The sequence below is a fragment of the Brevibacillus choshinensis genome, from assembly GCF_016811915.1.
Taxonomy (GTDB): Bacteria; Bacillota; Bacilli; order Brevibacillales; family Brevibacillaceae; genus Brevibacillus; species Brevibacillus choshinensis_A.
This window is the reverse complement of sequence record NZ_CP069127.1, coordinates 6,078,946-6,102,702: the sequence shown is the minus strand read 5'-3', so window position 1 is coordinate 6,102,702 and position 23,757 is coordinate 6,078,946. Positions and strand designations below refer to the sequence as shown.

Genomic DNA, 23,757 nt, shown 5'->3' with positions numbered 1-23,757 from the left:
GAACGTAATCAAGCAAGGACAGCCCAATCATGAGCTGTCCTTGTCTTATTGCCAGAGAAAGGGTTAGACCACACCTTGCACAAGCATTGCATCTGCCACTTTGATGAATCCGGCGATGTTGGCACCGACGACGAGATTGCCTGGGTGACCATATTCCTCGGCAGCTTTCATGCTGTTTTGGTAGATCCTCGCCATGATTTCCTGCAGCTTGGCATCGACTTCTTCAAAGGACCAAGCAAGCCGCATGCTGTTTTGGGCCATTTCCAGAGCGGAGACAGAGACCCCGCCAGCATTTGCTGCTTTTGCAGGACCAAACAGGACGCCATTTTTCTGGAATGCTTCGATGGCTTCCAAAGTGGATGGCATGTTTGCGCCTTCTCCGATTGCTTTGACGCCATTCTCCACGAGGATGCTCGCAGACGCTGCGTCGATCTCATTCTGGGTAGCGCACGGCAGCGCAATATCACAGGGAATCGTCCAGATGCCGCGGCAGCCTTCCCTGTATTCCGCATGTGGATGCAGCTTTACATAATCACTGATTCTGGCCCGTTCTACTTCTTTCAGTCGCTTCACGGTTTCCAAATGAATGCCGTTCTTGTCGTAAATGTAGCCGTTGGAATCGCTGCAGGCGACCACGCTCGCCCCCATGTGGAGAGCTTTTTCCATGGCGTAGATGGAGACGTTGCCAGAACCCGATACAACGACAGTGCGGCCCTTTAGGCTTTCTCCCGTGCCTTTCAGCATTTCCTCAACAAAATAGACGACTCCGTATCCAGTCGCTTCCGTACGTGCCAAGCTCCCGCCGTAGCCGACGCCTTTTCCGGTGAGGACACCAGCTTCGTAGCCACCGCGAATGCGCTTGTACTGACCGAACATGTATCCGATTTCTCGTGCACCGACTCCGATATCGCCAGCGGGGACATCCGTGTCCGGTCCGATGTATTTGCACAGCTCTGTCATGAAGCTCTGAGTGAACCGCATGATTTCTCCGTCCGATTTCCCTTTTGGATCGAAGTCCGATCCGCCTTTTCCACCACCGATGGGTTGACCGGTCAGGGCATTCTTGAAGATTTGTTCAAAGCCGAGAAACTTGATGATGCTGGCATTGACGGAAGGGTGGAAGCGGATGCCACCTTTGTATGGACCGATGGCGCTGCTGAACTGTACGCGAAACCCGCGATTTACTCGTACTTTTCCGTGATCATCGACCCAAGGTACGCGGAACGTAATGATTCTCTCCGGTTCACTGATGCGCTCCAGAATGCCGTTGGTCATGTATTTCGGATGCTTTGCAAATACGGGTACCAGAGACTCGAAAATTTCTTTGACAGCTTGATGAAACTCATGCTCCCCAGGGTTGCGCGCTTGAATCGTCTCGTACACTTCATGAACGTAAGCTTGTGCAATCTGCAAGTCATTTTGCTGCACTTCTTGTAAAGCAGCCATCTCTCTCATCTTCTTCCCACTTGATTTTTTCTTTTGCTCTCTCTATTTTTCTTGGGTGCTTCACGTCGTTTGGTTTGCTTTGGTGTATTGTATAATTGAAAATCAATCGAAACAATATGAATATTGGATAAAATTGATGCCGAAATGAGATCAATCAAGTTGAGGGCTCGATCGGCAGGGCACCCTTCTGTTAGGTGTCTTTTTTTTGCAGGAAAAGAGAGGAATGAAATAGCGGAGTTTGCCGACAATAAAGTGGTGCCTTTCCAGAAATTTGCGTGACGGAGGAGAAGTCTTTTGAGGAAACCGCTGTTCGGGACTATTGCGTTCCTGCTAGGCATGGCGCTGTTCCATCCTGCAACTGTTACGAAAGGACAAGAGACAGTGGAGAGTGCCGAGCGGGTAGAAGGAATCAGCACGGCTGCCGTAAAGCTGAGGGAAGAGATGAGAAAGCTCTGGACGGATCAAATCCTATGGACCCGCAGCTACGTCGTCAGTGCCACGGCTGGGCTGGAGGATCAGGCTCAGGTGATGGCAAAGCTGTTGAAAAATCAGGAGGACATCGGAAACGTCTTTAAGCCATATTACGGAGATACAGTGGGCAATCAGCTGACAGAGATGTTAAGGCAGCATATTTTCATCGCAGAAAAAATCGTGGCAGCAGCCAAAAACCAGCAGCAGGTAGAATTGAAAAGTCTGTACACAGACTGGTATCAAAACGCGGATGACATTGCCAATCTACTCAGCAGTATCAATATGAACTGGACCCTGAATGAATTGAGAGATTTGCTCCATACCCAGCTTAAACAGATGACAGATGTGGTGGAAGCAAGGCTGAACAAGAATGGGAATGCGGATATCGTGGCTTTTGATCAGGGCGAAGATAACGGATTGATCATAGCGGACACGCTATCAGAAGGGATTATGAAGCAATTTCCTGATCAATTTTCATAATGCGATGTGGCATGGGACATGGAGCTATCTCCATGTCTTTTTTTCTTTCACGATGTGTTCGGTAAAAGCTTTCTTACAAAAACGTAAGCAAACTGTTAGGTAGATCAATGGCTCCCTCACTGGAAAATGAGTACAGTAAGAGGCGTTGAAAGAAAAAAGAAGAGCGGAGCTTATGGAATAGGGAGAAGGAGGAACACCATATGCAAACTGTACTTGAAGTCAAGGACGTACAAAAAATATACGGGACAAAGGGCGAGAGCCAATCCCATGCATTAAAGGGAGTTTCGTTGAACATCGAGGAGGGGGAGTTCGTCGGCATTATGGGCCCTTCCGGATCGGGCAAAACGACGCTTTTGAACGTCATTTCTACGCTCGATCGTCCAAGTGGCGGTTTGATTCACATCGCCGGGACCAACATCACCAAGATGAAACAGAACCAGCTCGCCGATTTCCGTTCGCAGCGGCTCGGGTTCATTTTTCAGGACTTCAATTTGCTGGAGAACTTGTCCTTGTACGAAAACATCGCATTGCCATTGTCGCTGCAAGGGGTGTCATCCCAAGTGATCGGGCAAAAGGTGAAAAAAGTGGCCGAGACGGTAGGAATCGCTGATCTTCTGCAAAAATACCCGGTCCAAGTATCCGGCGGACAGAAGCAAAGAGCGGCCGCAGCACGGGCATTGGTCCATGAGCCGGCTATTTTGCTGGCAGATGAGCCGACCGGCGCACTGGATTCTAAAAATGCAAAGAGCCTCTTGGAGACGATGAGCGATTTGAATCAAAACCAGAACGTCTCGATTTTGATGGTCACGCACGATGCGTTCAGTGCGAGCTACTGCAAGCGCATTTTGTTTATTCAGGACGGCAGACTGTACAAAGAAATCCATCGCACCGAAGATCGCCAAACCTTTTTCAAACAAATTCTGGACGTGCTCGCCGAGCTTGGTGCGTCACATGACCTAGACTAGGAGGGCAATAGGATGTTGCTGAAGCTATCGTTATCCAGCATGCGGAAAATGATGAAGGACTACCTGATCCTGCTCGTGGGTCTGGTCATCTCCATCTCCATTTTCTACATGTTTCAGACGCTCGCACTGAACAGCGAGTATACCCGAGAAAATTCCTTGATCAGTTCCATTCAGCTGGTGTTTAATGTGGGCGCATTTCTTCTAGCGTTCATTACGATCTTCTATATATTTTACGCCAACTCATTCCTGCTTTCCCTTCGGCGCAAAGAGCTGGGGATGTACAGGGTATTGGGAGCGAAGAAGGGTAAGATCAGCCAGATTCTGTTCTTGGAAACATTGACAATGGGCATCCTGTCCATCCTTGTTGGAAATATCGTAGGGATCGGACTGGCCAGTGGAATCGGCAAGATGCTGATGAATCAGTTGGACATTGCGGCAGAGGGATACCAGCCCGTCTATGTGCCAGCCCTGCTCATGACGAGCGGATTCTTTCTCGTGCTTTTCATTCTGACATCGACGATCAATGCCATTCGTTTGGCACGCGCTACCGAACTGGATCTCATCCGTGCGGAAGAGCAGCATGACCGGGTAAAAGCGGCAGGGGTCGGAACTGTGTTGGTTGCCTTACTGGGGATTGTCCTGGTAACGGTAGGATATGTTTGCCTCTATCATCTGAGAGAGCTGGTCGCCTTTGGGTTTATCATTGGAGCTGTAGCGACGACGATCGGGACGTACCTGATTTTCATCTCGCTGCTGCCTTTGTTCATGCAGCTATTGAAAAAGAATCAAAGACTGAATGACCAGAAATTGAATGCTTTTACGTTTGCCCAGCTCCGTTTTCGCGTGAACAACCTGACCAAGGTGCTGGCCACCGTCGCGATGCTGATTGCACTGGGCGTGGGAGCGATGGCAGGAGGATTGGCGTTTCAGCAAAACGTCTCCTTGATTGCGGGCGTCGCGCATGTCTATGACATCACGCTTCAGGACCCGACGACAGAAGATTTTGAGGCAATCAAAAGCATGACCGTAGAAGAACAGCTCACGTATCGATACAAAGTGGATGGAGACGTAATCTATTACGCAAAGGACGATTTGCTCGCCCATCCGCCTCTGATCTCCTCGAACAGTATGGGAGCCTACGATCCTGATGCCCAACCCAAACGGGTATCGACGCAGCTGCCGGCTTCCGTGTATGGCATGGACGATCATTCGGAGAAATCAGGAAGCGCTGTGATGGAGCAGGTGCCCGAAGAATGGGAGAAAACGATTCGCAACGAATTTGTCTCGAGCTACGCGATGCTGGATGGTAAAAGCATTCGCATTGCAGATGGTCCTACGTATGCAGGCATCAAAGGCAAGGAGCACACGGTGCTTTTAGCAAAGGTCGATGACTTCGAGAAGTACAAGAGTGAGCTGAAAGCCATGGACCAACGCCAATTGGAGCGAATCGCACCTTCCGCGAGCGGCAACGACGGCGAAGTCCTATCTACGAAATACAGCATGTACGAAAATCTGTATGCCTTTACGAGCGGAACGATGTTCATGGGCTTCTTCCTGGGAATTGCCTTTTTGGCAATGATGGCAAGCTGCCTGATGTTCAAAATCCTCTCGGGAGCGAGCAGGGACCGCGAGCGCTACAAGATGCTGCGCAAGATTGGAGTACGGAAAGCATGGCTGGTAGGATCGATCTACAAGGAGCTGTTCCTCGTATTCATTTTCCCTGCATTGCTGGGCCTGCTGCATGTACTTGTGGGAATGGAGATGTTCTCGGTCATCCTGCTTGATCCGTACGCGAACATTTGGGTACCGACCTCGATTTTTGTGGGAATTTACGCAGTCTACTATTGGATTACGGTACAGCTGTATCGAGGAATTGTTTTGCCGAAAGAAACCTAACGCCATAAAGCATGGGTGAGATCAAACGATCTTGCTCATGCTTTTTTTGTTTATCACGAGTATATTTGTAATGAAAATAAAACTTTGGCTAGAATAGAACGTTCGTGTATACCCTCATATTACGAACGATAATAGGGATATAATCAATTGGTTTAAACGAAACACGAAAATTAATTAATTATTTAATTGATAAAGATCGTGTTTTGTGATAATTTATCATTTGTGTAATTTTATCTGACATGTTTATTTGTTTGAAAAGGAGAGAGAAAGATGGAGTGGAAGGACATTATCGCTGCACTGAGCGTGGTTTTGAACGGTCTGCCGCAAGGTCTGCTGGCCTTATCCCTTGGTTTTGCATCCGTTCCGACTGCGCTTGCGTTTCTAGTAGGTGCAGCGGGAAATGCCGTCACAGGTTCGGTCGCGGTCGTTTCCTATCAAGCAGAGACGATTACCCTTGCAGGAACGATAGGAAAAAGCATGAAAGAGAGGCTCTCCATGATTTTTGTCGGGGGAATCATCATGACCATCATCGGTCTGTTTGGTTTTCTGGAGAAAATCGTGGATTTTATCGGACCGGTCATTACAAACGGCATGATGGCTGGTGTGGGAATCATGCTGGCCCGCGTATCGTGGGACATGGCACGCGGCAATATGGCAGTCGGGATCAGTTCCATGGCTTCCGGTCTGCTTACGTATTTCTTGACGAAAGACCTGGTGTACACGGTAACGATCTCGGTTATCCTGTCTAGCGCCGTTTCTAATGTTCTGAAGCAGGGAAGCCCGATTCAGCCCGTAGCGAATGATCGTCTCGTCTTGCAGAAATTGACCTTTTCACCTGCGATCCTGCGCGGTGCGATGGCGATGGTATGCCTCAACATCGGCGCGAATATTGCGTTTGGGCAAATCAACGGAGAAATTGCCAAATCGGACGTAAACATCGATACACTGAGCGTGATCAGCAGCGTGGCTGACATGGTTTCGGCGCTATTCGGCGGCGCCCCTGTAGAGGCAATCATTTCTGCTACGGCAGGCGCTCCACACCCGGTAGCTTCTGGCGTGCTGATGATGGTGCTGATGGCTGCCATCCTGTTCGCGGGTTTGCTGCCGAAAATCGGACGTTTCATTCCGAGCGAATCGATCAGCGGCTTCTTGTTTGTACTGGGGGCTATCGTAACCGTTCCGGGTAATGCGACTGCAGCTTTGACTGGCGGCGACGCTACCTCCGGCCTTGTAGGGGGTATGACGATGGTCGTTACCGCAATTTCCGACCCGTTTTTTGGAATGCTGGCTGGTTTGCTGATGAGAGCTTTGATAAGTCTGTTTGGAATGTAGGAGGGACGAACATGGAGAAGACATACACACTCAAAGTAGCCGGAGTCACTCGTGAGCTTCCGATCATGCCGATCGCCGACGATCTGAGTATCGCCAGCTTCGTCATACTCGGTGATGCCGAGCTGGTGGAAGCCGCAGCGCCTTTGCTCGTAGAAAAATTGCCTGAAGTGGACGTGCTGATTACCGCGGAAGCAAAAGGAATCCCTCTCGTCTATGAAGTGGCTCGTCTTTTGAAGTTGAAAAAGTATTATGTGGCACGCAAGAGTATCAAGCCGTACATGGATTCTCCCCTGGTAAATGAAGTCGTCTCCATCACGACGCAAAAAACGCAGGTTTTGTGCCTGGATGGTGCGGATGCCAAGGAAATCGCAGGCAAGCGAGTGGCCATTATCGACGATGTGATCAGCACTGGCAAATCGCTGAAGGCCATCGAAGAGCTGGTCGTGCAGGCAGGCGGCAATGTCGTGGCCAGAGCGGCCATCCTCGCAGAAGGAGATGCGGCAGAGCGTGCTGACATTCTGTTTTTGGAAAAGCTTCCTTTGTTTCCTCACGCGTAAAATGAAAGAGTAATGTCCGGTGCATGTGAAAAGATCGCCCGATGAGACAGCCCAGTGAGAATGTTCACCTGGGCTGTTTTTTGTTCTTCAATGTGATGTTTCTGCGTATGAGGTCATCACTGCTTTCACTGCCAGCGAGGCACTGCTCGCAAATCAAACCGCATTTTTTGTACAATGCTCTCAAGAGTGTTGTTTCCTTCTGTTATACTGACGGAAAAAGGCTGAACGGATGGCGTCGAATAGAGAGAGGGAGAGGAGGAAAATGTTTGTTTAACGCCTTGATTGTCGAGGATGAGAAACCCATTCTCGATCTGATGAAATACGTCATCGGCCAAGACCCGCATTACACGATTGTAGGTGCCTTCACAAATCCTTTGGAGGCGCTGGCTGAATTTCCGGAGCATTCGGTAGACGTGGCTTTTTTGGATATCGAAATGCCGAAAATGAACGGCCTGGAGCTCGCTCAGAAAATCAATGAATGTTCGGCGCAAACCAAGATTGTGTTTACGACAGCCTACAAGGATTACGCTTTAGACGCATTCAATTTGTTTGCCTTTCACTACATACTAAAGCCTGTGACACCCATGGCCATCGATCGGGTGACGAAAAAGCTGGTGGAACAGCTGGGACACATCAAGACAGGTGGCCAGCCCCAGAACAAAGCCACTATCCAATGCTTCGGCGGGTTCGAAGTGCGCAACCAGGAAGGGAACATGGTTCGTTGGCGAACCAAGAAAGCGGAGGAGCTGTTTGCGTACTTTCTCTGTCATCCCGGGCGCCATGTCAGCAAGTGGAATCTGATCGATCTCTTGTGGGGAGAGATGGATGAGGAGAGAGCTACCCATAATCTTTATACCACTGTCTACCGACTCAAGAAAATTCTAAAGGAACAGAAGATCGGAGTGGACATCCACAAAACGAGTGAAGGGTATGTCCTGGAGCCCCGTGACCAGTCTTATGACGTTTGGGCATACCTCCAGCACAACTTTCCCCAGACGAGGGAGCCGTTCGATGTGGAGCAGGCGGAGTATCTGTACAGCCAATACAAAGGGCCGCTTCTGGATCAGAGGGACTATTTTTGGAAAACACCGATGGAGGAAATGTTCGCCAAGCAATACACGATGCTGGTCCAACAACTGATTGAGCATGACCTGTTCCAAAGGGAGTGGCAAAAAGCCGAGCAACGTGTCGATTCGTATTTATCCATGTATCCGTTGCAAGAAGAGATGAATCAAATCCTGCTGGAGATGTATGCCCGTAACAAGCAAAGCGGAAAAGTCGCAAAGCACTATGAGAAGTTCGCCCACGCTTACCGGAATGAAGTGGGGGTGGAACCGCCGGAGGGCATGCGAAAATGGGTGGCCGCCTATCTAAAAGAGAATTCATAATGGAACAAAGGCAGAGGGACTCCCCTCTGCTTTTTGTGGGGCAAGATCGCAGCGCGAAAAACCGCAGGAATGGCACATGGGATGCGCCAACCTGCGGTTTTTTTCATGCTATGCTTTTTAGTTGATTTGCGGGAGAGGTTTGATCGTCCGTTTCCGCGTAAGGCGCACAAAGTTGAAGGCAACGACGGCAAGGATAACCAGCTGGGGAATCGTCGTCTCCCATGTCGCATAGATGCCGAGCTGCGGCGCGTAGAGCAGATAGTCGGAGCTGTGGGCTGCCAAGCTGCCGGTGACCTGGAAAGAATGAATGCTGGCGCCGATAAATTTGAAAGCCATGTAATAGAGCAGCAAGCTCGCTACCAGGAAGAACGGGCGGATCGGTATGCGATTGCTCAGCTTGATGATCGCAAACGCGATGATCGCGAGCACGAGCAGTGCACCGCAGACTCCCATAATCAGGTCGGTCATGCGAATCGTTGCAGCCATCCCCATAAAGAAGATGATTGTCTCAGCCCCTTCGCGAATAATGGCCAGAAAAGCAGTGAAGCTAAGCGACCACAGAGTTCCCTTCGCCAGCGAGGTGCCGATCGTCTTTTCTACAAAGCGGTTCCACGCCTGCAAATTGGACTTTTTGTGCAGCCAGGCACCGATGGTAAGCATGAACAGAACGGCAATGATTCCGGTGACGCCTTCGATCGTTTCACGAGAGCTGCCGGCAGAAAGATTGGAAAATACAACGCTGAGCAAAATGGCGAGCAGCGCAGAGCCCAAGATCCCAATGAAAGCTCCGGACCAGACCCATTTGCGCTTGTCTTCATTGCCAGATCGGGTGAGCAACGTCAACAGTGACACGATAATCAAGATGGCTTCCAGACCTTCACGGAACATGATGAGTCCGGCGTCCCATGCCGTGTAGGAAGAAGATGCAACAAACGGCTGGAGCTCGCTTTTCATTTCCGCGATAAAGGACGATGCCTTCTCCCAGTTAGGCGGGCTGGACAAGATCAGCGTAGGGATGGACACCATCTTGGTTTCGATGCTGCTGTAGGTAGCCGGCGATTTGGTCATGACCACACCTTCTACCTGCGGCCAGGAAGAGATGAAAGTGTCCATTTTTCCTGATGCGCTGTCCGCTTGCTTGCTTTGAATGTCGGCTTCCACGGAGTCCAGCAATTCCAAAAGCGAAGAGACGGACGGCTTATCACCTGCTGCAGCCGATGTCGAGGCATTAGTGGCCGCTTTACCCGCGAGGTAATCCTCTACGACGGTAATCAAGTCCTGCAGCTTCGCCTTGCCTTTTGCAGGATCAATCGGATCGGTATTCAGCGCAATTCGCGCACTGCTGATTTTGATTTCCATATCGCTGTACACCTGGACATTTTCGGCTCGGACCAGGTTTTCTGCTTTGTACCAGCCAGTGACAAAGCTGTTGTACGTCTTTTTTGCCGCTGGACCGTCTCCAGCTGATACGGCTTTCATACTATCTTGGAGAAGCGGCAACAGGGCCGCAATTTGTTTATGAGCTTTTTCCTTCGGTTGGCCAGCGTCTTCTTTGGCTGTGACATATCGATCTGCCGCTTTTGCCAGCTTGGAGATGGCCGCTTTCGCCGTTGCTGGATCGGAATCGACCTGAGCGAGGGCCTGCTGTGCCTCCGCCAGGGCAGCTGTCAGCGCCTGGGCGTCTACTAGCGCCTGGGCGTCTGCTAGCGCCTGGGCGTCTGCAGTGCTCTCGTCATTGGTTTCCCAGAGAGCTTTCATGCCGGAAATGGCCTTTTTCGCTTCCGCCCAGTTTTGGTCCCCAGCGCTGATCAAGGCGTCACTGGAAAACGCGATGATTTGCTTCAGTTGGTCTGCCTGCAGCGCAGCCGCCTGTACAGAAGGGAGGCCAGAGGCGAGCAGCAGCAAGGACATGCAGATGATGAGCATATAGCGTTTCAAGATGTTCACTCCGTCCCTGATTGGAATCTAAAATAACGTGTCCCCGATATATCCGCCCTCACTCGCCCCAGGGAGACAGGCGAACAGACCGCTGCCGACATGGGTGATGTATTCATTGAGCAGATCGGCTGCCGCCAGCTTTTGCTGCATCGGGATAAACTGCTTGCGCGGGTCGCGGTTGAAGCATACAAACAGCAGTCCGGCGTCCAGCTGACCCGTTTTCAGATCCATACCGCTCGAGTAGGAGTATCCGCGGCGCAAAATTTTCACTTTCCCGTCCATATTCGCGAGAGCTACGTGAGACGCGGCAGGGATGACAGGCTTTCCTTGGCCGTCCTTGCGATCCAATTCCAGATCATCGAATTCCCCGGTCTTTCCGAGTGGTGCGCCGGAAAGGCGATGTCGCCCAAACGTGTTCTCTTGATCGTCGAGGGAAGAACGATCCCATATTTCGATGCGCATCCGGATTCTTCTCATGACCATGTAAGAACCGCCCGCCATCCATGCAGGATCGTCGGAGGATTGTGCCCAGACGATTTCGTCGGCTACGGCAGGTTCGCTCACTTTTGGATTGTTGGTCCCGTCTTTGAAGCCCATCAGATTACGAGGTGTAGAACCAGTAGGGTCGGCGGCATTCGTCCGTTGGAAGCCGTCTTGTACCCACCGAAGAACAGCTTTTCCCCGTGCGATTCGGGCCAAATTGCGAAGAGCGTGGAATGCGACTTGAGGATCGTTCGCACAGACCTGGACGACGATGTCTCCACCCGTCCATTCCTTGCGAAGATCATCGCTGTTGAAATGGGGCAAATCGACCAAAGGAGCAGGACGTTTGCTTGCCAATCCAAAGCGCTCATCGAAGAAGGAGGCACCGAGACCAAACGTGACGGTCATGCGCATAGGAGCGAGCCCCATGCTTTCTCCGGTATCGACAGGAGGCAGGTGAGGATTGTCACTTTCATCGTCGACATTCTTGCCTTCCGTCATACGAGCTGCTGCAGCAGTCCAGCTCTGAAACAGCTTGCGGACATCAGCCAATGCGGTAGCCGTTAAATCAAAAGCACCCATGCAGATAAAGTCCTGCATAGGTGTAATGACTCCAGCCTGGTGCTTTCCGTAAAAGGGAACGATCCCGCCTACAGCGTCCGAATCGGTGGAAGTCGCAGCATTTGAAGACGCGGGTTTGGGCATCATGACTGCACCCATGCCACCCGCACCTACCAAAAGTCCGAGACCACCTACACCTGCCAGTTTCAGTGCGTCTCGTCGTGTCAGCTTCTTGTTGGCAATGTTTTCGAGACGTTTCGTATCCATCCTGTTAGCCCTCCAAGATCGTTCCCATTTTGGATAAAGGTTCTGCCAAAGCATCCAATGCTTGACTGAGCTTTTTCACTTGGTCTTCTTTGATTTCATTGTAGAGGACGTAGCCATCCCCTTTGCGGTGAGGAGCAATTTCTTGATCCAGTGCTTTGAATCGATCCTCGATTTCTTTTGCCAGCGCAGCGTCTTTCGCTTCGACGGAAGTCTTCAGCACTTTGAAGATTTCGTTTGCGCCTTCCACGTTTGCTGCAAAGTCGTACATATCTGTGCGGGAGTAGCGTTCCTCTTCGCCGGTCACTTTGCTGGTAGAAACCTCATTCAAGAGCTCCACCGCTCCCGTTACGAGCATTTTCACATCAATCTCTACGCTTTCTACTTTTACACGCAGCTGCTTTACGTCCTGCAGCAGCTGGTCGGCGACTTTCCCTTGGTCAGCCACAGATTTTGTTTCCCACAGCGCTTTTTCAAGCTTGTGGTAGCCGCGCCATTCGTTATCGGGAACATCGCCTTCGCGAGCATCGATCCAAGGGTCGAAATCTCCCAAAGACTCAGCGATTGGCTCAATTCTCTCATAGTAAGCACGAGAAGGTGCGTACAGTTGCTTCGCTTTTTCCATATCGCCGGCTTTTACGGCATTGGTGAATTCTTCTGTCGATTTCACCAGCTGATCCGTTTGCTCGATGACCCATTTTTGGTATTGATCGATGGAAGCCTGAAGCTCTGGAGAGGCAGCTGGAGCAGCAGTAGCAGCTGCCGGGGCTGCTTGGTTGCTGGCAGGTTGTTCCGCTGGTTTTGTCTCTGTTTTACCTGTCTCCGGGCTTCCGCATGCCGAAAGCATCAAGGAAGAGCCCAATACAACCGCGCTCAAAGGATAAACCCATTTCTTACTCATGACGAAATACATCCCCTTACCATATAAATGATCGCTTATATACCGAGAATAAAAATCATTATCAATTACAAAAAACTTACCCTTTTCTTCAGTAGTTTGCAATAGTTTTCGAAAAAAATTTGAGATGGAGAATGCTGGTGGGAGGAATCTAATAAAAAAAGCCATCGAGTCACCGATGGCCTAGAATCTATTTTCTCTGGTGATAGCCGGTAGCAAAATGCAAGAAGAGATGCAGGGCGACCCGAGAGGTCATGTCGCGCACGTCCCTGGTAGGGTCTACGCACACCATATCCATGGCGATGACTTTGGGCGATTTGCCTACCGTATGGGCAGCATGGAGCAGATCGACAGAGGAGAGGCCTGCAGGGCCGATTGCAGGAACGCCAGGTACGGTCGACTGATCCATGACATCCACATCGAACGTAATGTAGATCGCATCGCATTTGGCCTCCAGATACTGCAGAGCCTCAGACACGACGGCATCGATGCCGCGCTGTCTCACCTGATTGGCTGTAATCAGCGTCATTCCCTTTTCTTCTGCATACTGACGGTATTCGCGAGAGTTGGCAAAGCTGCGCAGGCCGATCGTCACGATATCTTCGCCAAGCACGGTCTCCGACTCCATCAGGCTGCGCATGGGAGTGCCGTTGGAGGTGCCTCCATAGTTGGTATCTCTCACATCCAGGTGGGCGTCAAACTGGATCAATCCGATTCTTTGCGGCTTGGACCGCTTGATCCCGGTAATGGCCCGATAGGTAATGGAATGGTCCCCCCCTACGATGATCGGTGTAGCAGAAACGTGGGCGGTGACTTCCTCTAGAGCGGACTCAATGTTTTTCTGGCAGCAGGCAATGTCTGTCACATGCATGGCAACATCGCCCAGGTCGACGGCACGCAAGGTGGACAGGTCGACATCCTCATCAAAGTTGTAGGTGGTAAAGGAGCTGAGCAGCTGCCGGAATTGCAATGGGTGAGCGTGTGCTCCGGAATAGCTGATGGAGCTTTTGGAGAGCGGCACGCCTATGACTGCAAAATCATAGGTTTCGCCCGGTTGATAGGTTTGCTCGACCCATTCAGACAAACGGGTCACATACGGGTCTCCTTTTCCTTGGGTATACCGGAATGGAGGTTGTGTCAAGTGCGAAAGCATATAGCGTCCTCCTTTACTTTAATGAGATAAGACCTTGCTCAGGAATGCTTGCGTACGAGGTTGATCAGGTGTGGAGAAGATCTTCTCCGGTGGTCCGTCCTCAATCAGGGTTCCTCCGTCCATCACGACTACGCGGTCGGCTACCTCGCGGGCAAAGCCCATCTCGTGCGTGACGACTACCATGGTCATCCCTTCTGCAGCCAGCTGTTTCATGACGGCCAGCACCTCTCCTACCAATTCCGGGTCGAGTGCGGAGGTAGGCTCGTCAAACAGCATGACTTTGGGCTTCATTGCCAATGCGCGGGCGATGGCGACGCGCTGTTTTTGTCCGCCTGACAATTGGTCCGGATACATGTCTGCTTTTTCGGCAAGTCCGACCTTGCGCAGCAGCTCGCGGGCCAGTTTCTCGGTTTCTTCCCGCTTTGTTTTCTTTACCGTCATCGGGGCCATCATGACGTTTTCCAGCACGCTCACATGAGGGAACAAATTGAAGTTTTGAAACACCATGCCCACCTCGGAGCGGACCTTGTCCAGATCCTTCTGGGACATTTCCACGAGCTTGTTGTCCTTCTTAATCAGTCCGATCGGCTTTCCTTCAATCTCAATCGAGCCTTCCTGGATCTGTTCCAGGTAATTCATGCAGCGCAGCAAGGTGCTTTTGCCGGAACCGCTGGGCCCGATCATCACCACGACCTCGCCTTGGCTGACTTCGAGGCTCACATCTTTCAGTACGTGCAGCTTTCCATACGATTTGTGGATTCGTTTGACGGATATCATCAGGCACGCGCCCCCTCTACGTTCAATCTGCGTTCCAGACGGCCGATGCCGACCGAGATGGAGTAGTTGACGAGGAAGTACAAAACAGCGATGCCGATGTAGATCTCAAAGTAACGGAAATTATTCGATACGATCAGATTGCCTGCGCGCATCAATTCAGAGACGGTGATGACGGACAAGAGCGAAGAGTTCTTGGTCAACGCGATGAATTCGTTGCAAAGCGGCGGCAGCATGCGGCGCACAGCTTGCGGCAAAATGACCTTCACCATGGTCTGGGAATGGCTCATCCCGAGGGAACGTCCCGCTTCCATTTGTCCTTTATCGATCGATTGAATCGCTCCGCGCACGATTTCCGATACGTATGCGGCGCTGTACATCCCGAGACCCAGCACACCAGCAACCGATGCGCTCAAGTCCACTTGCAAGCCGATCGCCAAGCCATAGTAGAGAATCATGAGCTGCACCAACAGCGGAGTTCCGCGAAACCATGCCAGATACCAGGAGCAGAGTACGGATATCCATCTTTGCTTGGACATCCTTCCGAGACCAATGATCAGACCCAGAACCGCACTTAGAATCAGTGCCATGAAAGTCATCGAAACCGTAACCCATAGCCCTTCCAGAAGAGCATATAAATTGTTGTCTTCAAAAATCACCATGAAATCAAGCGCCATTGGTGCACCTCCTGATGTTGTTGTTATTCACCAAACCATTTTTTTACGATTTCATCCTGCTTGCCGTTTTCTTTCAACGCTTTCAGCGCTTTATCGATCGCTGCTACAAATTGCTTGTTTTCCTTGCGAACTCCGTAGCCGTAGTACTCTTGCGTCAGCTCGACATCAAGGACTTTGACTTTGCCGCTTTGCTTGGCGTATACCTTGGCTGCTGGCATTCCGGTAACGACAGCGTCTACGCGATTGCTCTCCAGCTCGAGGAACATTTCTACGTTTTTCTCGACTTCCACGAGTTTGACTTCCGGGTATTTCTCTTTCAGGAATTTGGCCGATTTGGTACCGATTTGGACGGCTACTTTTTTGCCCTTCAAATCGTCAGCACTCTTGATCGCCTCATTTCCCTTTTGCACCATGATCGTCAGACCGCCTGGATAGTAAGGCTGGGAGAAGTCGATGGTTTGCTTGCGCTCATCTGTGATGTACATCGCGGATACGATCATGTCGAACTTCTTGCCTTGCAGACCTGGGATCAGCCCTTTGAAATCCGTGTCGACGAATTCTACTTTCTCCGCACCCAGCTCTTTAGCAACCGCTTTCACGAGTTCGATGTCAAAACCTTCGTACTCGTTCTGAGCGTTCTTGTATTCGAATGGCTGAAAAGTAGCATCCGTTCCTACCAGCAAGGTTTTGGTGTCTTTGATCTTTTGCAGTACTTCATCCGATGGTGCTGCCGCTTGGCTGCCATTTCCTGTCGCAGCTGTCTGTTCTGCAGGCTTGGCACCGCAGCCTGCGATCAAAGCGCCGGTGACCAGCAGTGCGCACAGAGAGAACAATCCCTTACGAAATCCCTTCATGATGTAGACCCCCTATGAAATTTAATTTAGTAATTTCGAAAACTAGCTATATTCAAAAATCATGCCAACTGAAGCGGGATAGAGGAGAAGGAGGAGAAAGGGGCTGTCTGAAGCGATTCGCGGTGGTTTGCGATGAGGTGAGCGAGTATTTTGAACATACAAAAAAGGCGGCAAAATCCGCCGCCCTGCGAAAAATGCCGCCGGCCATTTCTGCCGCCTGGTCTATTCTGCTTCTCGTTCTTCCTGATACTTTTTCAGCTTATCCCGCAGGGTTCTTTCTCCCATCTCCAGCAATTGTGCGGTTTTTCGGCGATTTCCTTCGAGATGGGCGAGCGTGTGCAGGATGACCCTTTTCTCGATTTGCTCCAGCGTATCCCCTACGTAGACAGGGATCAGCTTTTGCTTGCTCGTGACTTGCCTGGACTGCGTGCCTTGCAGTTCCTTTGGCAAATCCCGCTTTTCAATCAAAGAGGAGCTCGTCAAGGCTATCGCGCGTTCTACGATGTTTTGCAGCTCCCTGATGTTGCCGGGAAAATCGTAGTTTTCCAGCACCTGCAGCGCTTCCTGGGAGATGCCGTCGATCGGTTTGCCCATTCGCTCGCTGATTTTTTGGATAAAGGAGTGCACGAGCAGCGGCACGTCCCCTTCTCGTTCGCGCAGAGGAGCGAGCTGAAACGGGATGACATTGAGGCGATAGTACAGGTCTTCGCGAAAACGGTTTGCCTTGACTTCCTTCCACAAGTCCCGATTGGTGGCCGCGATGATCCGCACGTTGATCGATTTCTCTTCCAGACCACCCAGCGGCGTCACGGTTCTCTCCTGGATGACCCGCAGCAGCTTGCTTTGCAGCGACAGGTCCATTTCCCCGATTTCATCGAGGAAGATCGTCCCGCCGTCCGCTAGCACAAATTGGCCTGGCTTGCTCTGCATGGCTCCGGTAAAGGCCCCTTTTTCATAGCCAAACAGCTCGGATTCCAGCAAATTGTCGGGAATCGCGGCACAATTGACAGCTTGAAACCGCTTGTTTCTGCGTTGTCCCTGGTAGTGGATCGCGCGGGCGACCAGCTCCTTGCCTGTTCCGCTTTCTCCATTGATCAAGACACTGGAGTCGATGTCTTTGACCTTGTCGATCAGATCGAGGATTTGCTGCATGGCTTTGCTGTTCCCGATCAGACCGTAGCTGTCGGACAGCTTGTACAGCTCCTCGCTCAGCCATTTGACGCGCGTCTGCAGTTGGTAGAACTCTTCGGCTTTGGAGAGCAAAATGTCCAGCTCGTCCATCATCAAGGGCTTGGTCAAATAGTAAAAGGCACCGTGCCGCATGGCTTCCACGGACGAAGAGATGCTTCCGAAGGCGGTCATCATGATCACCACGGTATCCGGCGAGAGTCGTTTGATCTCCTTCAGTACGTCCGTTCCGTCATGCGCGCCGATTTTCAGATCGAGCAGGACGAGAGCGACCTCTACCTGATGGAGAAAAGGCAGTGCTGCGTCCGGATCGGTAAAGGTATGGACGTGATATTTTTCTTCCAGTGCAAATTCGAGCGACTGGCAGATGGCAGGTTCATCATCAATGACTAGCAGATGGTGCATAAGCGTCCTTCCCTTCTGATTCTTGCTGTGGCATCGGCAATCGAATGATCATGGTGGTGCCGTGACCGGGCTGACTGTGCAGGTCGATAGCCCCTCCGTTTTCCTTGACTAATTGGTAGGTGATCGAGAGTCCGAGACCCACTCCGTTTGCTTTGGTACTGAAGAAGGGCTCAAAAATGCGGTACTTGTCCTCTGGCGACATGCCGTGCCCGCTGTCTTCTACTTCGACAACGGCCATCGGTCCCTCTGTGTGCCCGCGAATATTCAATTTGCCCTGCTCGTCCATCGATTCGACGGCATTGAGCACGACATTGATCCAAATCTGCTTGGTCTGGTTCACATCCGCCTCGATATACAAGTGAGGAGGAAGGCTGAGTGAAACCTGAACCTTTTTCTCTTTGATCTTTTGGCTGCATAGCGCAAGGACCGCTTCCATCAGGTCGGCGACACGAAAACGGGATGGATGAGGCGGTTTTGGCCGGGCGTATTCCAAGAGGTCATTCACCAGATCATTCAGGCGCAAAATCTCGCCTGGCACCTGCTGCGCGAAGAAATTGCGGAATTTGGGATTGTCAAATTTGGTGGGCAGCAGCTGTGTATACGTGAGAATCGAAGTCAGGGGGTTGCGGATTTCGTGCGCGATCCCCAAAATCAATTGCCCCAACGAACGCAGCCTGTTTTCGCTCTCCAGCTTCTTTTCCATGTCCTTTTGCTTGGTCACGTCATGAAAGTTGATGATGGCCCCGGTGATTTCCTTTGCAGGGGAAGTAATCGGGAAAATATTGTAGCGGAGCACCAAAGGCTCGGTTTGCCCATTTCGCTTGCGTTCCCAAACGATCTCCTGCTCCAGATAGGTACTGCCCTGCCTGAGGACATCTTCGACCTGATCGCCGGGAATAAACTCTGCAAGAATCGTTCCGCTCAGGGGAAGGCCGGCTAGCGGGTGATCGACGTCGAGAAAGTCGACCGCTTTGCGATTGATCAAAAAAATGCGTCCGTGCTGGGTGAGCGTGACGTAAAAGCTGTAGGTGCTGTTGAGCAGCTGCTGCTGAAATTGCAAATTTTCCTCAAGGAGCGTCATCTTTTCTTCCAGCTCCCGATTGATCTCGTGGATCTGGGACGTCCTTCTCAGCACCTCCTTTTTCAGCATGCGATTCCACCAGAGGATACCGAGGACGATCAAAATGCCAACGCCAGATCCCCACTCCAGGTAGAGGCGAAGTCGCTCCAGATTGACGGTGTTTGGCATGATGTACTGCCCGAACCATTTTCGTTCGATTTTGTCATAGGTCCCGTTTTGTTTGATCTTGGAGATGGCCTTGTTGATATCGGTCAGCAGCTGCGCATTTTTGGGAAGCACCGCCAGTGCGTAGTCAGTGGGATTGATCGGGTCTCCCACGATTTTGATTTGCGATTGCTGGTTGTTTTTTTGCAGGAAGTATTGCCCGGTAATGCGATTGCCGACAAACGCGTCTACTTTTCCATCGAGGAGCAATTGGACGGCTTCTTCCTGACTGTCCGTCTCGATGAAGCTGGTCTTTTGGAGCTCCCGGAAAAGGTCTGCCGCGATATCGGCTTTTTGGATGGAGACCTTGCGACCGGCCAGATCGGTGATCCCGAAGATGTGCATATTGTCTGTTCGAACGAATATTCCCTGGGAGCTTAAAAAGTATGGCGCTGAGAAATCGTACAGCTTGTCGCGCGCAGGACTGTATTTCATTCCTTCCACGGCATCGACATGTCCGTTGCGCAGGGCATCGAGAGCCACATTCCAGGGCAAGGGCACGAATTCAATCCGCATACCGGTCTCATTGGAAATGGCGTTCATGATGTCAACGTTAAAGCCGCTGAAAACTCCTGACTGGGCGAAGTACTCAAAGGGTGGAAAATTGTTGTCCCCTGCGATGCGAATGATTTTTTCCTGATGGACCTCGCTGGGAATCGTCATGCCCATGGTCACGAGCAAAATCACTCCGAGCAGCAGCCCAATCCCCAGTTTCTTTGCACGAATCATGCTATGCACCGCCGTTCACCGTTTGTTGTTGTAAAGGATAAGGTGTTGTTGATCGAAATTCAAGCACGCATGAAAAAAAGGAGATTCGCAGAAACGGCAAAAAAGCCATCCGCGGGCAGCGGACAGCCAGTAGGCGTCAGCGATTTCAGGGGCATTCAATCATTCAGATAACGCAGCAAAATGCTTTCCACGTGCAGCAGATGATCCTTCATGCGTGCTTGTGCCAGCTCGGGCTCCTGATTTTGGATCGCCGCAAAGATCGCTTGGTGCTCCAGATAAAATTGCTCGGATACGGCTTGGTTCGAATAGATTTCTACCCGTCGTGTCTCACGGATGGCGACCTCCAATTGGGAAGAAATCGTCTCGAACAGCTTGACCATGATCGAGTTGTGGGTAGAGCGGGCGAGTATCGCGTGAAAGTTCATATCGGTTCGCTCACCGATTTCCTCGTTCCCCATGTGCTGCGACATTTCCGCCAGAATCTGCTTCAGATCAAGCAGGTCTTGCTCGTCGCGCTTGAGGGCTGCGATGGCGACGCCTGATACCTCCAGCGACTTTCGCACTTCCAACAGCTCCAGAATGCTCTGCTTATGGGTGAGCAAGACTTGCAGATCAGGCAGCAAGGATGGTGCTTGCAGCGGAGGGGTTTTCACCGTGCAGTTTCCGCCTTGGCGAATGTCGATCAGCCCCATCGCTTTCAAAGCGCTCAATGCTTCGCGGGTGGTGGAGCGCCCGACACCGAACTGCTCGGACAAGTCCTTTGTCGAGGGCAATTTATCTCCGGGAGCAAGCTCTCCGCTGAGAATGAGCTGTTTGATTTGTTCGGTGATGTGCTCATAGTGATTCTTTTTGGCCAGCTTGGAAAGGTCCATCTCGACACTCCTGTACATTCCTTTTTCATTACCCATTATTGTAGCATACGCACAATCGGTGGGAGGGTGGCGGCAAAACGTTACCCGACCAAGAGGGCAAAGACGACGCCTGGTCCGTGCACGCCAATCGTCAGATCGTTCTCGATGTCGGCAGACCGGCTAGGGCCTGAGATAAAGTGGATGCCCGCGGGAAAATGCTTCCGTGGCTGTCCATCATAAGCAGCCAGCACTTCCCCCAACCGCGTTTTGAGGCGCTCGACAGGAATGATCGCGAGGAAGACGGTGGGAAGGAGGCTCACCGATCGACCCGTGTTGCCGGAGGACGTGACGACGATACTCCCTGTATGCGCGACAGCCTGATCGACCCATGCGATGCCGATGTCTGCACCAGCTGCATGTGCGACCAATTCATCTCGGTTTCCAGGTCCCCAGGTGATCACTTTGCAGCTCGGAAGCTGTTCCTTCAGTCGCAGGGACAAGAGCTCCGGCTGATTCTGCTGAAGGATCTGGCGAGCTTTCAGGGACTGCGCCTGCTCGACAATGAACCGCTTTACGTCGTCCATCGTGGAAAAGCGAAAGGAGTGCCCGCCTGCTTTGGCCCAGTTGTCCCGAAACAAATCAATGCGCTGTTCGAGTCCGAGCTCGTATGACCTCCAAAATTCAGGCGCACCTTTGAATGGGTGATGTGGCTTCTCGGTTGGCATGGGGCGGCCCAATCGTTTGCTGATCATTTCAATGAATGCTTGCTGTGCGTCACTCATGCATGCGTGCCCCCTTTCCCACGCTGGGCGCGTGCTTGTTCCAAGCGAGCTTTGATCGTCTCATTCATTTCTTTCATGTCGGTGCGGACCTCCTGCTCGAGCGTCTGCCATTGCTCGCGGAATGCTCGTGCCGGCAGAGCAGGTGTATGACGGTAGCGATTCCAGCCCTTCAGAGGCCCGATTTTCGCTTTGATCACGTTGTCTGTCAGGAGCAGCTTTTGCCCGACCCTGCCGAGCGCAAGCACACGCCGCAAGCGTTTGGGATTGGTCATGATGTATTGGTAGCCTTTCATCGCCACGCTTTCATCGGCGGCTTTGTGCCCTTCCTTGACTTTGCGGTTGCGCAGATAGACGAGCATATCGTGGAGGGGGATTTTGACCGGACAAGCCTCATAGCATGCCCCGCACAGACTGGAGGCGTTGGCGATATCATCCCATTCGGCCACGTTCTTTTGCAGGGCAGGCTTGAGCACTGCCCCGATCGGTCCGCTGTAGGGCCCGCCGTAGGAATGGCCGCCGATCTGCCGATAAACCGGACATGCATTGAGACAGGCACCGCAGCGGATGCAATTGAGCAGCTCCTGAAATTCAGGGTCCCCCAGTTGGAGAGAGCGGCCGTTGTCCACGATGATGATGTGCATTTCCTCTGGCCCGTCGCTGTCTGCTTCGCGGCGAGGGCCGCTGATGCCGGACATGTAGACGGTCAGCTTTTGCCCCGTGGCCGAGCGTGGCAGCAAGGTAGCCATGACCTCCAGATCGTCCCACGTGGGAATAATGCGCTCCATCCCCATCAGTGTAATTTGCGTTTTGGGTACCGTACTGACCATGCGTGCATTTCCCTCGTTTTCAAACAGGACGATGGAACCGCTCTCTGCGATGGCAAAGTTGCAGCCGGTCATGCCGATGTCCGCTTCCAGAAATTTTTCGCGCAGCTTTTTTCGGACAAAGCCGGCGAGGATGGTCGTTTCAGGCTCAAGTGTCTCCCCTGCTTCCTTGGAAAGCAGCTCCGCGATTTGCTCCCGGTTTTTGTGGATGGCTGGAATGATGATATGGGAGGGCATCTCATGCGCCAGCTGGATGATGTATTCACCCAGATCCGTTTCGATGGATTCGATCCCCTCTTTTTCCAGCGTCTCGTTGATGTGCACTTCTTCCGACACCATCGACTTGGATTTGACGACGGTCCGGGCTTGCCGATCTTTGGCGATTTTCAAGGTGATGCTGGCAGCTTCGGCAGAGGAAGCGGCGAAATGCACCTGGACGCCATTCGCTTTGGCATTTTCGATGAACTGGTTCAGGTAGTAGTCGAGGTGGGCAATGGTATGGAGCCGGATTTGCCGACCGCGCTCCCGCCACTCCTCCCAATGCCCCTGCTCGCTGGATGCCAGCTTCTTCCCGTCCCGGAGGCGCTCAGTCGTATATTTGACCGCATTGCGTAGGAACTCGTCGTTCAGGGCAACCTTGGCCCTTTCTGTTACAGAGGTAGATTTACCGCTGCTCACTGACCATCACTCCTTCGTACAACAGTTCGGCCAGATGCATCGTGCGGACCGGTTTCCCGCGAAAGTGCAGGTGACCGGAGATGTTCATCAGGCATCCGAGATCCAGCCCCACGAGCACTTCCGCTTCCGTCTCGAGGATGTGATCGGCTTTTTCCGCTACCATCGCACCGCTGATATCGCTCATTTTTACAGCGAAGGTACCCCCGAAGCCGCAGCAATCCTCCGCAAACGGCAGCGGGACCAGTTCCAGGCCGCGTACCTGTTCCATCAGCTGCAGCGGCTCCTGCTTGATGCCAAGGAGACGGCTGCCATGACAGGACGGGTGGTACGTCACCTTGTGCGGGAAGACTGCGCCGAGGTCCGTCACTCCCAGCACGTTCACGAGGAATTGGGTAAATTCATAAGTCTTTTCACGCAGCTGGTGCGCACTTGCGAGAAGCTGCGGATCATGCTCAAACAGCTTGGGAAAGTAATGGTGAATCATGCCTGTGCAAGAGCCGGACGGAGAAATGACATAATCGCTGTCGGCAAAAGCACGAATCAAGGTCTGGGCCGACGCCCTCGCCTCATCCCAGTATCCGCTGTTGAAGGCAGGCTGACCGCAGCAGGTCTGTTCCTGTGGAAAATGGATTTGGACCCCGTACCTTGCAAGCAGCCGTACCATCGCCTCCCCTACCCGCGGATAGAGGGCGTCACTCAAACAGGTAATAAACAAAGATACTTTCACGAGTCCACCTTCCTGCTTGGGAAAATTTACTTACTTATCAGCTTATCATACATGTTGAAGAATGAATAGTCAGATAATATCGGCGGAATTGAAAAGCCAGCAGACCGGGATGGGGCAGTGTCCGCTGGCTTGGATCGTTTTCTTGGGGAGC

20 protein-coding genes are annotated in these 23,757 nt (G+C 51.9%); 6 read left to right on the top strand and 14 right to left on the bottom strand.

The window, feature by feature from the left end; translation table 11 throughout:
* Positions 1-63: 63 nt before the first annotated feature.
* The gene (gene gdhA, locus JNE38_RS30160; protein WP_203354688.1) at positions 64-1,446 is read right to left on the bottom strand and encodes an NADP-specific glutamate dehydrogenase; all 1,383 of its coding nucleotides are present in this window, start codon (positions 1,444-1,446) and stop codon (positions 64-66) included.
* A 294-nt stretch (positions 1,447-1,740) separates the two neighbouring features.
* Between gdhA and JNE38_RS30155 the strand changes: the two genes are divergently transcribed.
* The 6 genes from JNE38_RS30155 to JNE38_RS30130 all read left to right on the top strand — a co-directional run bounded on the left by JNE38_RS30155 (position 1,741) and on the right by JNE38_RS30130 (position 8,535).
* Positions 1,741-2,397 (top strand): glycosyltransferase, encoded by a 657-nt coding sequence (locus JNE38_RS30155; protein ID WP_238933518.1) that lies wholly within the window; start codon positions 1,741-1,743, stop codon positions 2,395-2,397.
* Between the two features lie 200 nt (positions 2,398-2,597).
* The gene (locus tag JNE38_RS30150) at positions 2,598-3,362 is read left to right on the top strand and encodes an ABC transporter ATP-binding protein (protein ID WP_203354687.1); all 765 of its coding nucleotides are present in this window, start codon (positions 2,598-2,600) and stop codon (positions 3,360-3,362) included.
* A gap of 12 nt (positions 3,363-3,374) precedes the next feature.
* Positions 3,375-5,258 carry an FtsX-like permease family protein gene (locus JNE38_RS30145; RefSeq protein ID WP_203354686.1) on the top strand — a complete coding sequence of 628 codons (1,884 nt, stop codon included), beginning with the start codon at positions 3,375-3,377 and terminating at the stop codon, positions 5,256-5,258.
* 270 nt (positions 5,259-5,528) lie between these two features.
* On the top strand, positions 5,529-6,590 hold the full coding sequence (locus JNE38_RS30140) for a solute carrier family 23 protein (protein ID WP_203354685.1): 1,062 nt from the start codon (positions 5,529-5,531) through the stop codon (positions 6,588-6,590).
* A gap of 11 nt (positions 6,591-6,601) precedes the next feature.
* Positions 6,602-7,147 carry a phosphoribosyltransferase family protein gene (locus tag JNE38_RS30135; protein WP_203354684.1) on the top strand — a complete coding sequence of 182 codons (546 nt, stop codon included), beginning with the start codon at positions 6,602-6,604 and terminating at the stop codon, positions 7,145-7,147.
* A 266-nt stretch (positions 7,148-7,413) separates the two neighbouring features.
* Positions 7,414-8,535 carry a response regulator gene (locus tag JNE38_RS30130; protein WP_203354683.1) on the top strand — a complete coding sequence of 374 codons (1,122 nt, stop codon included), beginning with the start codon at positions 7,414-7,416 and terminating at the stop codon, positions 8,533-8,535.
* Positions 8,536-8,652: 117 nt separating this feature from the next.
* Here JNE38_RS30130 and JNE38_RS30125 read toward each other — a convergent pair whose 3' ends face one another.
* The 13 genes from JNE38_RS30125 to JNE38_RS30065 form a co-directional block, all read right to left on the bottom strand.
* Positions 8,653-10,482: an FTR1 family iron permease gene (locus JNE38_RS30125; RefSeq protein WP_343071452.1), complete on the bottom strand. Its 1,830-nt coding sequence runs from the start codon at positions 10,480-10,482 to the stop codon at positions 8,653-8,655.
* A gap of 18 nt (positions 10,483-10,500) precedes the next feature.
* On the bottom strand, positions 10,501-11,784 hold the full coding sequence (gene efeB, locus JNE38_RS30120) for an iron uptake transporter deferrochelatase/peroxidase subunit (protein WP_203354681.1): 1,284 nt from the start codon (positions 11,782-11,784) through the stop codon (positions 10,501-10,503).
* Positions 11,785-11,788: 4 nt separating this feature from the next.
* On the bottom strand, positions 11,789-12,682 hold the full coding sequence (gene efeO / locus JNE38_RS30115) for an iron uptake system protein EfeO (RefSeq protein ID WP_203354680.1): 894 nt from the start codon (positions 12,680-12,682) through the stop codon (positions 11,789-11,791).
* Between the two features lie 187 nt (positions 12,683-12,869).
* The gene (locus JNE38_RS30110) at positions 12,870-13,832 is read right to left on the bottom strand and encodes an agmatinase family protein (RefSeq protein ID WP_203354679.1); all 963 of its coding nucleotides are present in this window, start codon (positions 13,830-13,832) and stop codon (positions 12,870-12,872) included.
* 18 nt (positions 13,833-13,850) lie between these two features.
* A complete protein-coding gene (locus tag JNE38_RS30105) occupies positions 13,851-14,609 on the bottom strand; it encodes an amino acid ABC transporter ATP-binding protein (protein ID WP_203354678.1) in 759 nt (252 codons plus the stop codon).
* Positions 14,609-15,283, bottom strand: coding sequence for an amino acid ABC transporter permease (locus JNE38_RS30100; RefSeq protein ID WP_203354677.1), 675 nt, complete (start codon positions 15,281-15,283; stop codon positions 14,609-14,611). Before JNE38_RS30100 ends, JNE38_RS30105 begins: the two co-directional genes overlap by 1 nt.
* 23 nt (positions 15,284-15,306) lie before the next feature.
* Positions 15,307-16,137: a transporter substrate-binding domain-containing protein gene (locus JNE38_RS30095; RefSeq protein WP_203354676.1), complete on the bottom strand. Its 831-nt coding sequence runs from the start codon at positions 16,135-16,137 to the stop codon at positions 15,307-15,309.
* 222 nt (positions 16,138-16,359) lie between these two features.
* Entirely contained in the window at positions 16,360-17,730 is a 1,371-nt protein-coding gene (locus JNE38_RS30090) for a sigma-54-dependent transcriptional regulator (protein WP_203354675.1), read from the bottom strand.
* Positions 17,708-19,744, bottom strand: a complete 2,037-nt coding sequence (locus JNE38_RS30085; RefSeq protein WP_203354674.1) for a transporter substrate-binding domain-containing protein — start codon at positions 19,742-19,744, stop codon at positions 17,708-17,710. Before JNE38_RS30085 ends, JNE38_RS30090 begins: the two co-directional genes overlap by 23 nt.
* A 155-nt stretch (positions 19,745-19,899) precedes the next feature.
* On the bottom strand, positions 19,900-20,616 hold the full coding sequence (locus JNE38_RS30080) for a FadR/GntR family transcriptional regulator (RefSeq protein WP_203354673.1): 717 nt from the start codon (positions 20,614-20,616) through the stop codon (positions 19,900-19,902).
* A gap of 80 nt (positions 20,617-20,696) precedes the next feature.
* Entirely contained in the window at positions 20,697-21,377 is a 681-nt protein-coding gene (locus JNE38_RS30075) for a LutC/YkgG family protein (RefSeq protein WP_203354672.1), read from the bottom strand.
* Positions 21,374-22,879 (bottom strand): LutB/LldF family L-lactate oxidation iron-sulfur protein, encoded by a 1,506-nt coding sequence (locus JNE38_RS30070; RefSeq protein WP_203354671.1) that lies wholly within the window; start codon positions 22,877-22,879, stop codon positions 21,374-21,376. The genes JNE38_RS30075 and JNE38_RS30070 overlap by 4 nt, the downstream gene beginning before the upstream one ends.
* On the bottom strand, positions 22,866-23,606 hold the full coding sequence (locus tag JNE38_RS30065) for a (Fe-S)-binding protein (protein WP_203354670.1): 741 nt from the start codon (positions 23,604-23,606) through the stop codon (positions 22,866-22,868). Before JNE38_RS30065 ends, JNE38_RS30070 begins: the two co-directional genes overlap by 14 nt.
* Between the last annotated feature and the right edge of the window lie 151 nt (positions 23,607-23,757).

What these genes read in the sequence shown, in the direction of transcription:
- JNE38_RS30135 (WP_203354684.1), top strand. Translation starts at nt 6,602, where the DNA reads ATGGAGAAGACATACACACTCAAAGTAGCCGGAGTCACTCGTGAGCTT.
- JNE38_RS30150 (WP_203354687.1), top strand. Translation starts at nt 2,598, where the DNA reads ATGCAAACTGTACTTGAAGTCAAGGACGTACAAAAAATATACGGGACA.
- efeO (WP_203354680.1), bottom strand. Translation starts at nt 12,682, where the DNA reads ATGAGTAAGAAATGGGTTTATCCTTTGAGCGCGGTTGTATTGGGCTCT.
- JNE38_RS30140 (WP_203354685.1), top strand. Translation starts at nt 5,529, where the DNA reads ATGGAGTGGAAGGACATTATCGCTGCACTGAGCGTGGTTTTGAACGGT.
- gdhA (WP_203354688.1), bottom strand. Translation starts at nt 1,446, where the DNA reads ATGGCTGCTTTACAAGAAGTGCAGCAAAATGACTTGCAGATTGCACAA.
- JNE38_RS30105 (WP_203354678.1), bottom strand. Translation starts at nt 14,609, where the DNA reads ATGATATCCGTCAAACGAATCCACAAATCGTATGGAAAGCTGCACGTA.
- JNE38_RS30145 (WP_203354686.1), top strand. Translation starts at nt 3,375, where the DNA reads ATGTTGCTGAAGCTATCGTTATCCAGCATGCGGAAAATGATGAAGGAC.
- JNE38_RS30075 (WP_203354672.1), bottom strand. Translation starts at nt 21,377, where the DNA reads ATGAGTGACGCACAGCAAGCATTCATTGAAATGATCAGCAAACGATTG.
- JNE38_RS30085 (WP_203354674.1), bottom strand. Translation starts at nt 19,744, where the DNA reads ATGATTCGTGCAAAGAAACTGGGGATTGGGCTGCTGCTCGGAGTGATT.
- efeB (WP_203354681.1), bottom strand. Translation starts at nt 11,784, where the DNA reads ATGGATACGAAACGTCTCGAAAACATTGCCAACAAGAAGCTGACACGA.
- JNE38_RS30090 (WP_203354675.1), bottom strand. Translation starts at nt 17,730, where the DNA reads ATGCACCATCTGCTAGTCATTGATGATGAACCTGCCATCTGCCAGTCG.
- JNE38_RS30100 (WP_203354677.1), bottom strand. Translation starts at nt 15,283, where the DNA reads ATGGCGCTTGATTTCATGGTGATTTTTGAAGACAACAATTTATATGCT.
- JNE38_RS30095 (WP_203354676.1), bottom strand. Translation starts at nt 16,137, where the DNA reads ATGAAGGGATTTCGTAAGGGATTGTTCTCTCTGTGCGCACTGCTGGTC.
- JNE38_RS30080 (WP_203354673.1), bottom strand. Translation starts at nt 20,616, where the DNA reads ATGGACCTTTCCAAGCTGGCCAAAAAGAATCACTATGAGCACATCACC.
- JNE38_RS30110 (WP_203354679.1), bottom strand. Translation starts at nt 13,832, where the DNA reads ATGCTTTCGCACTTGACACAACCTCCATTCCGGTATACCCAAGGAAAA.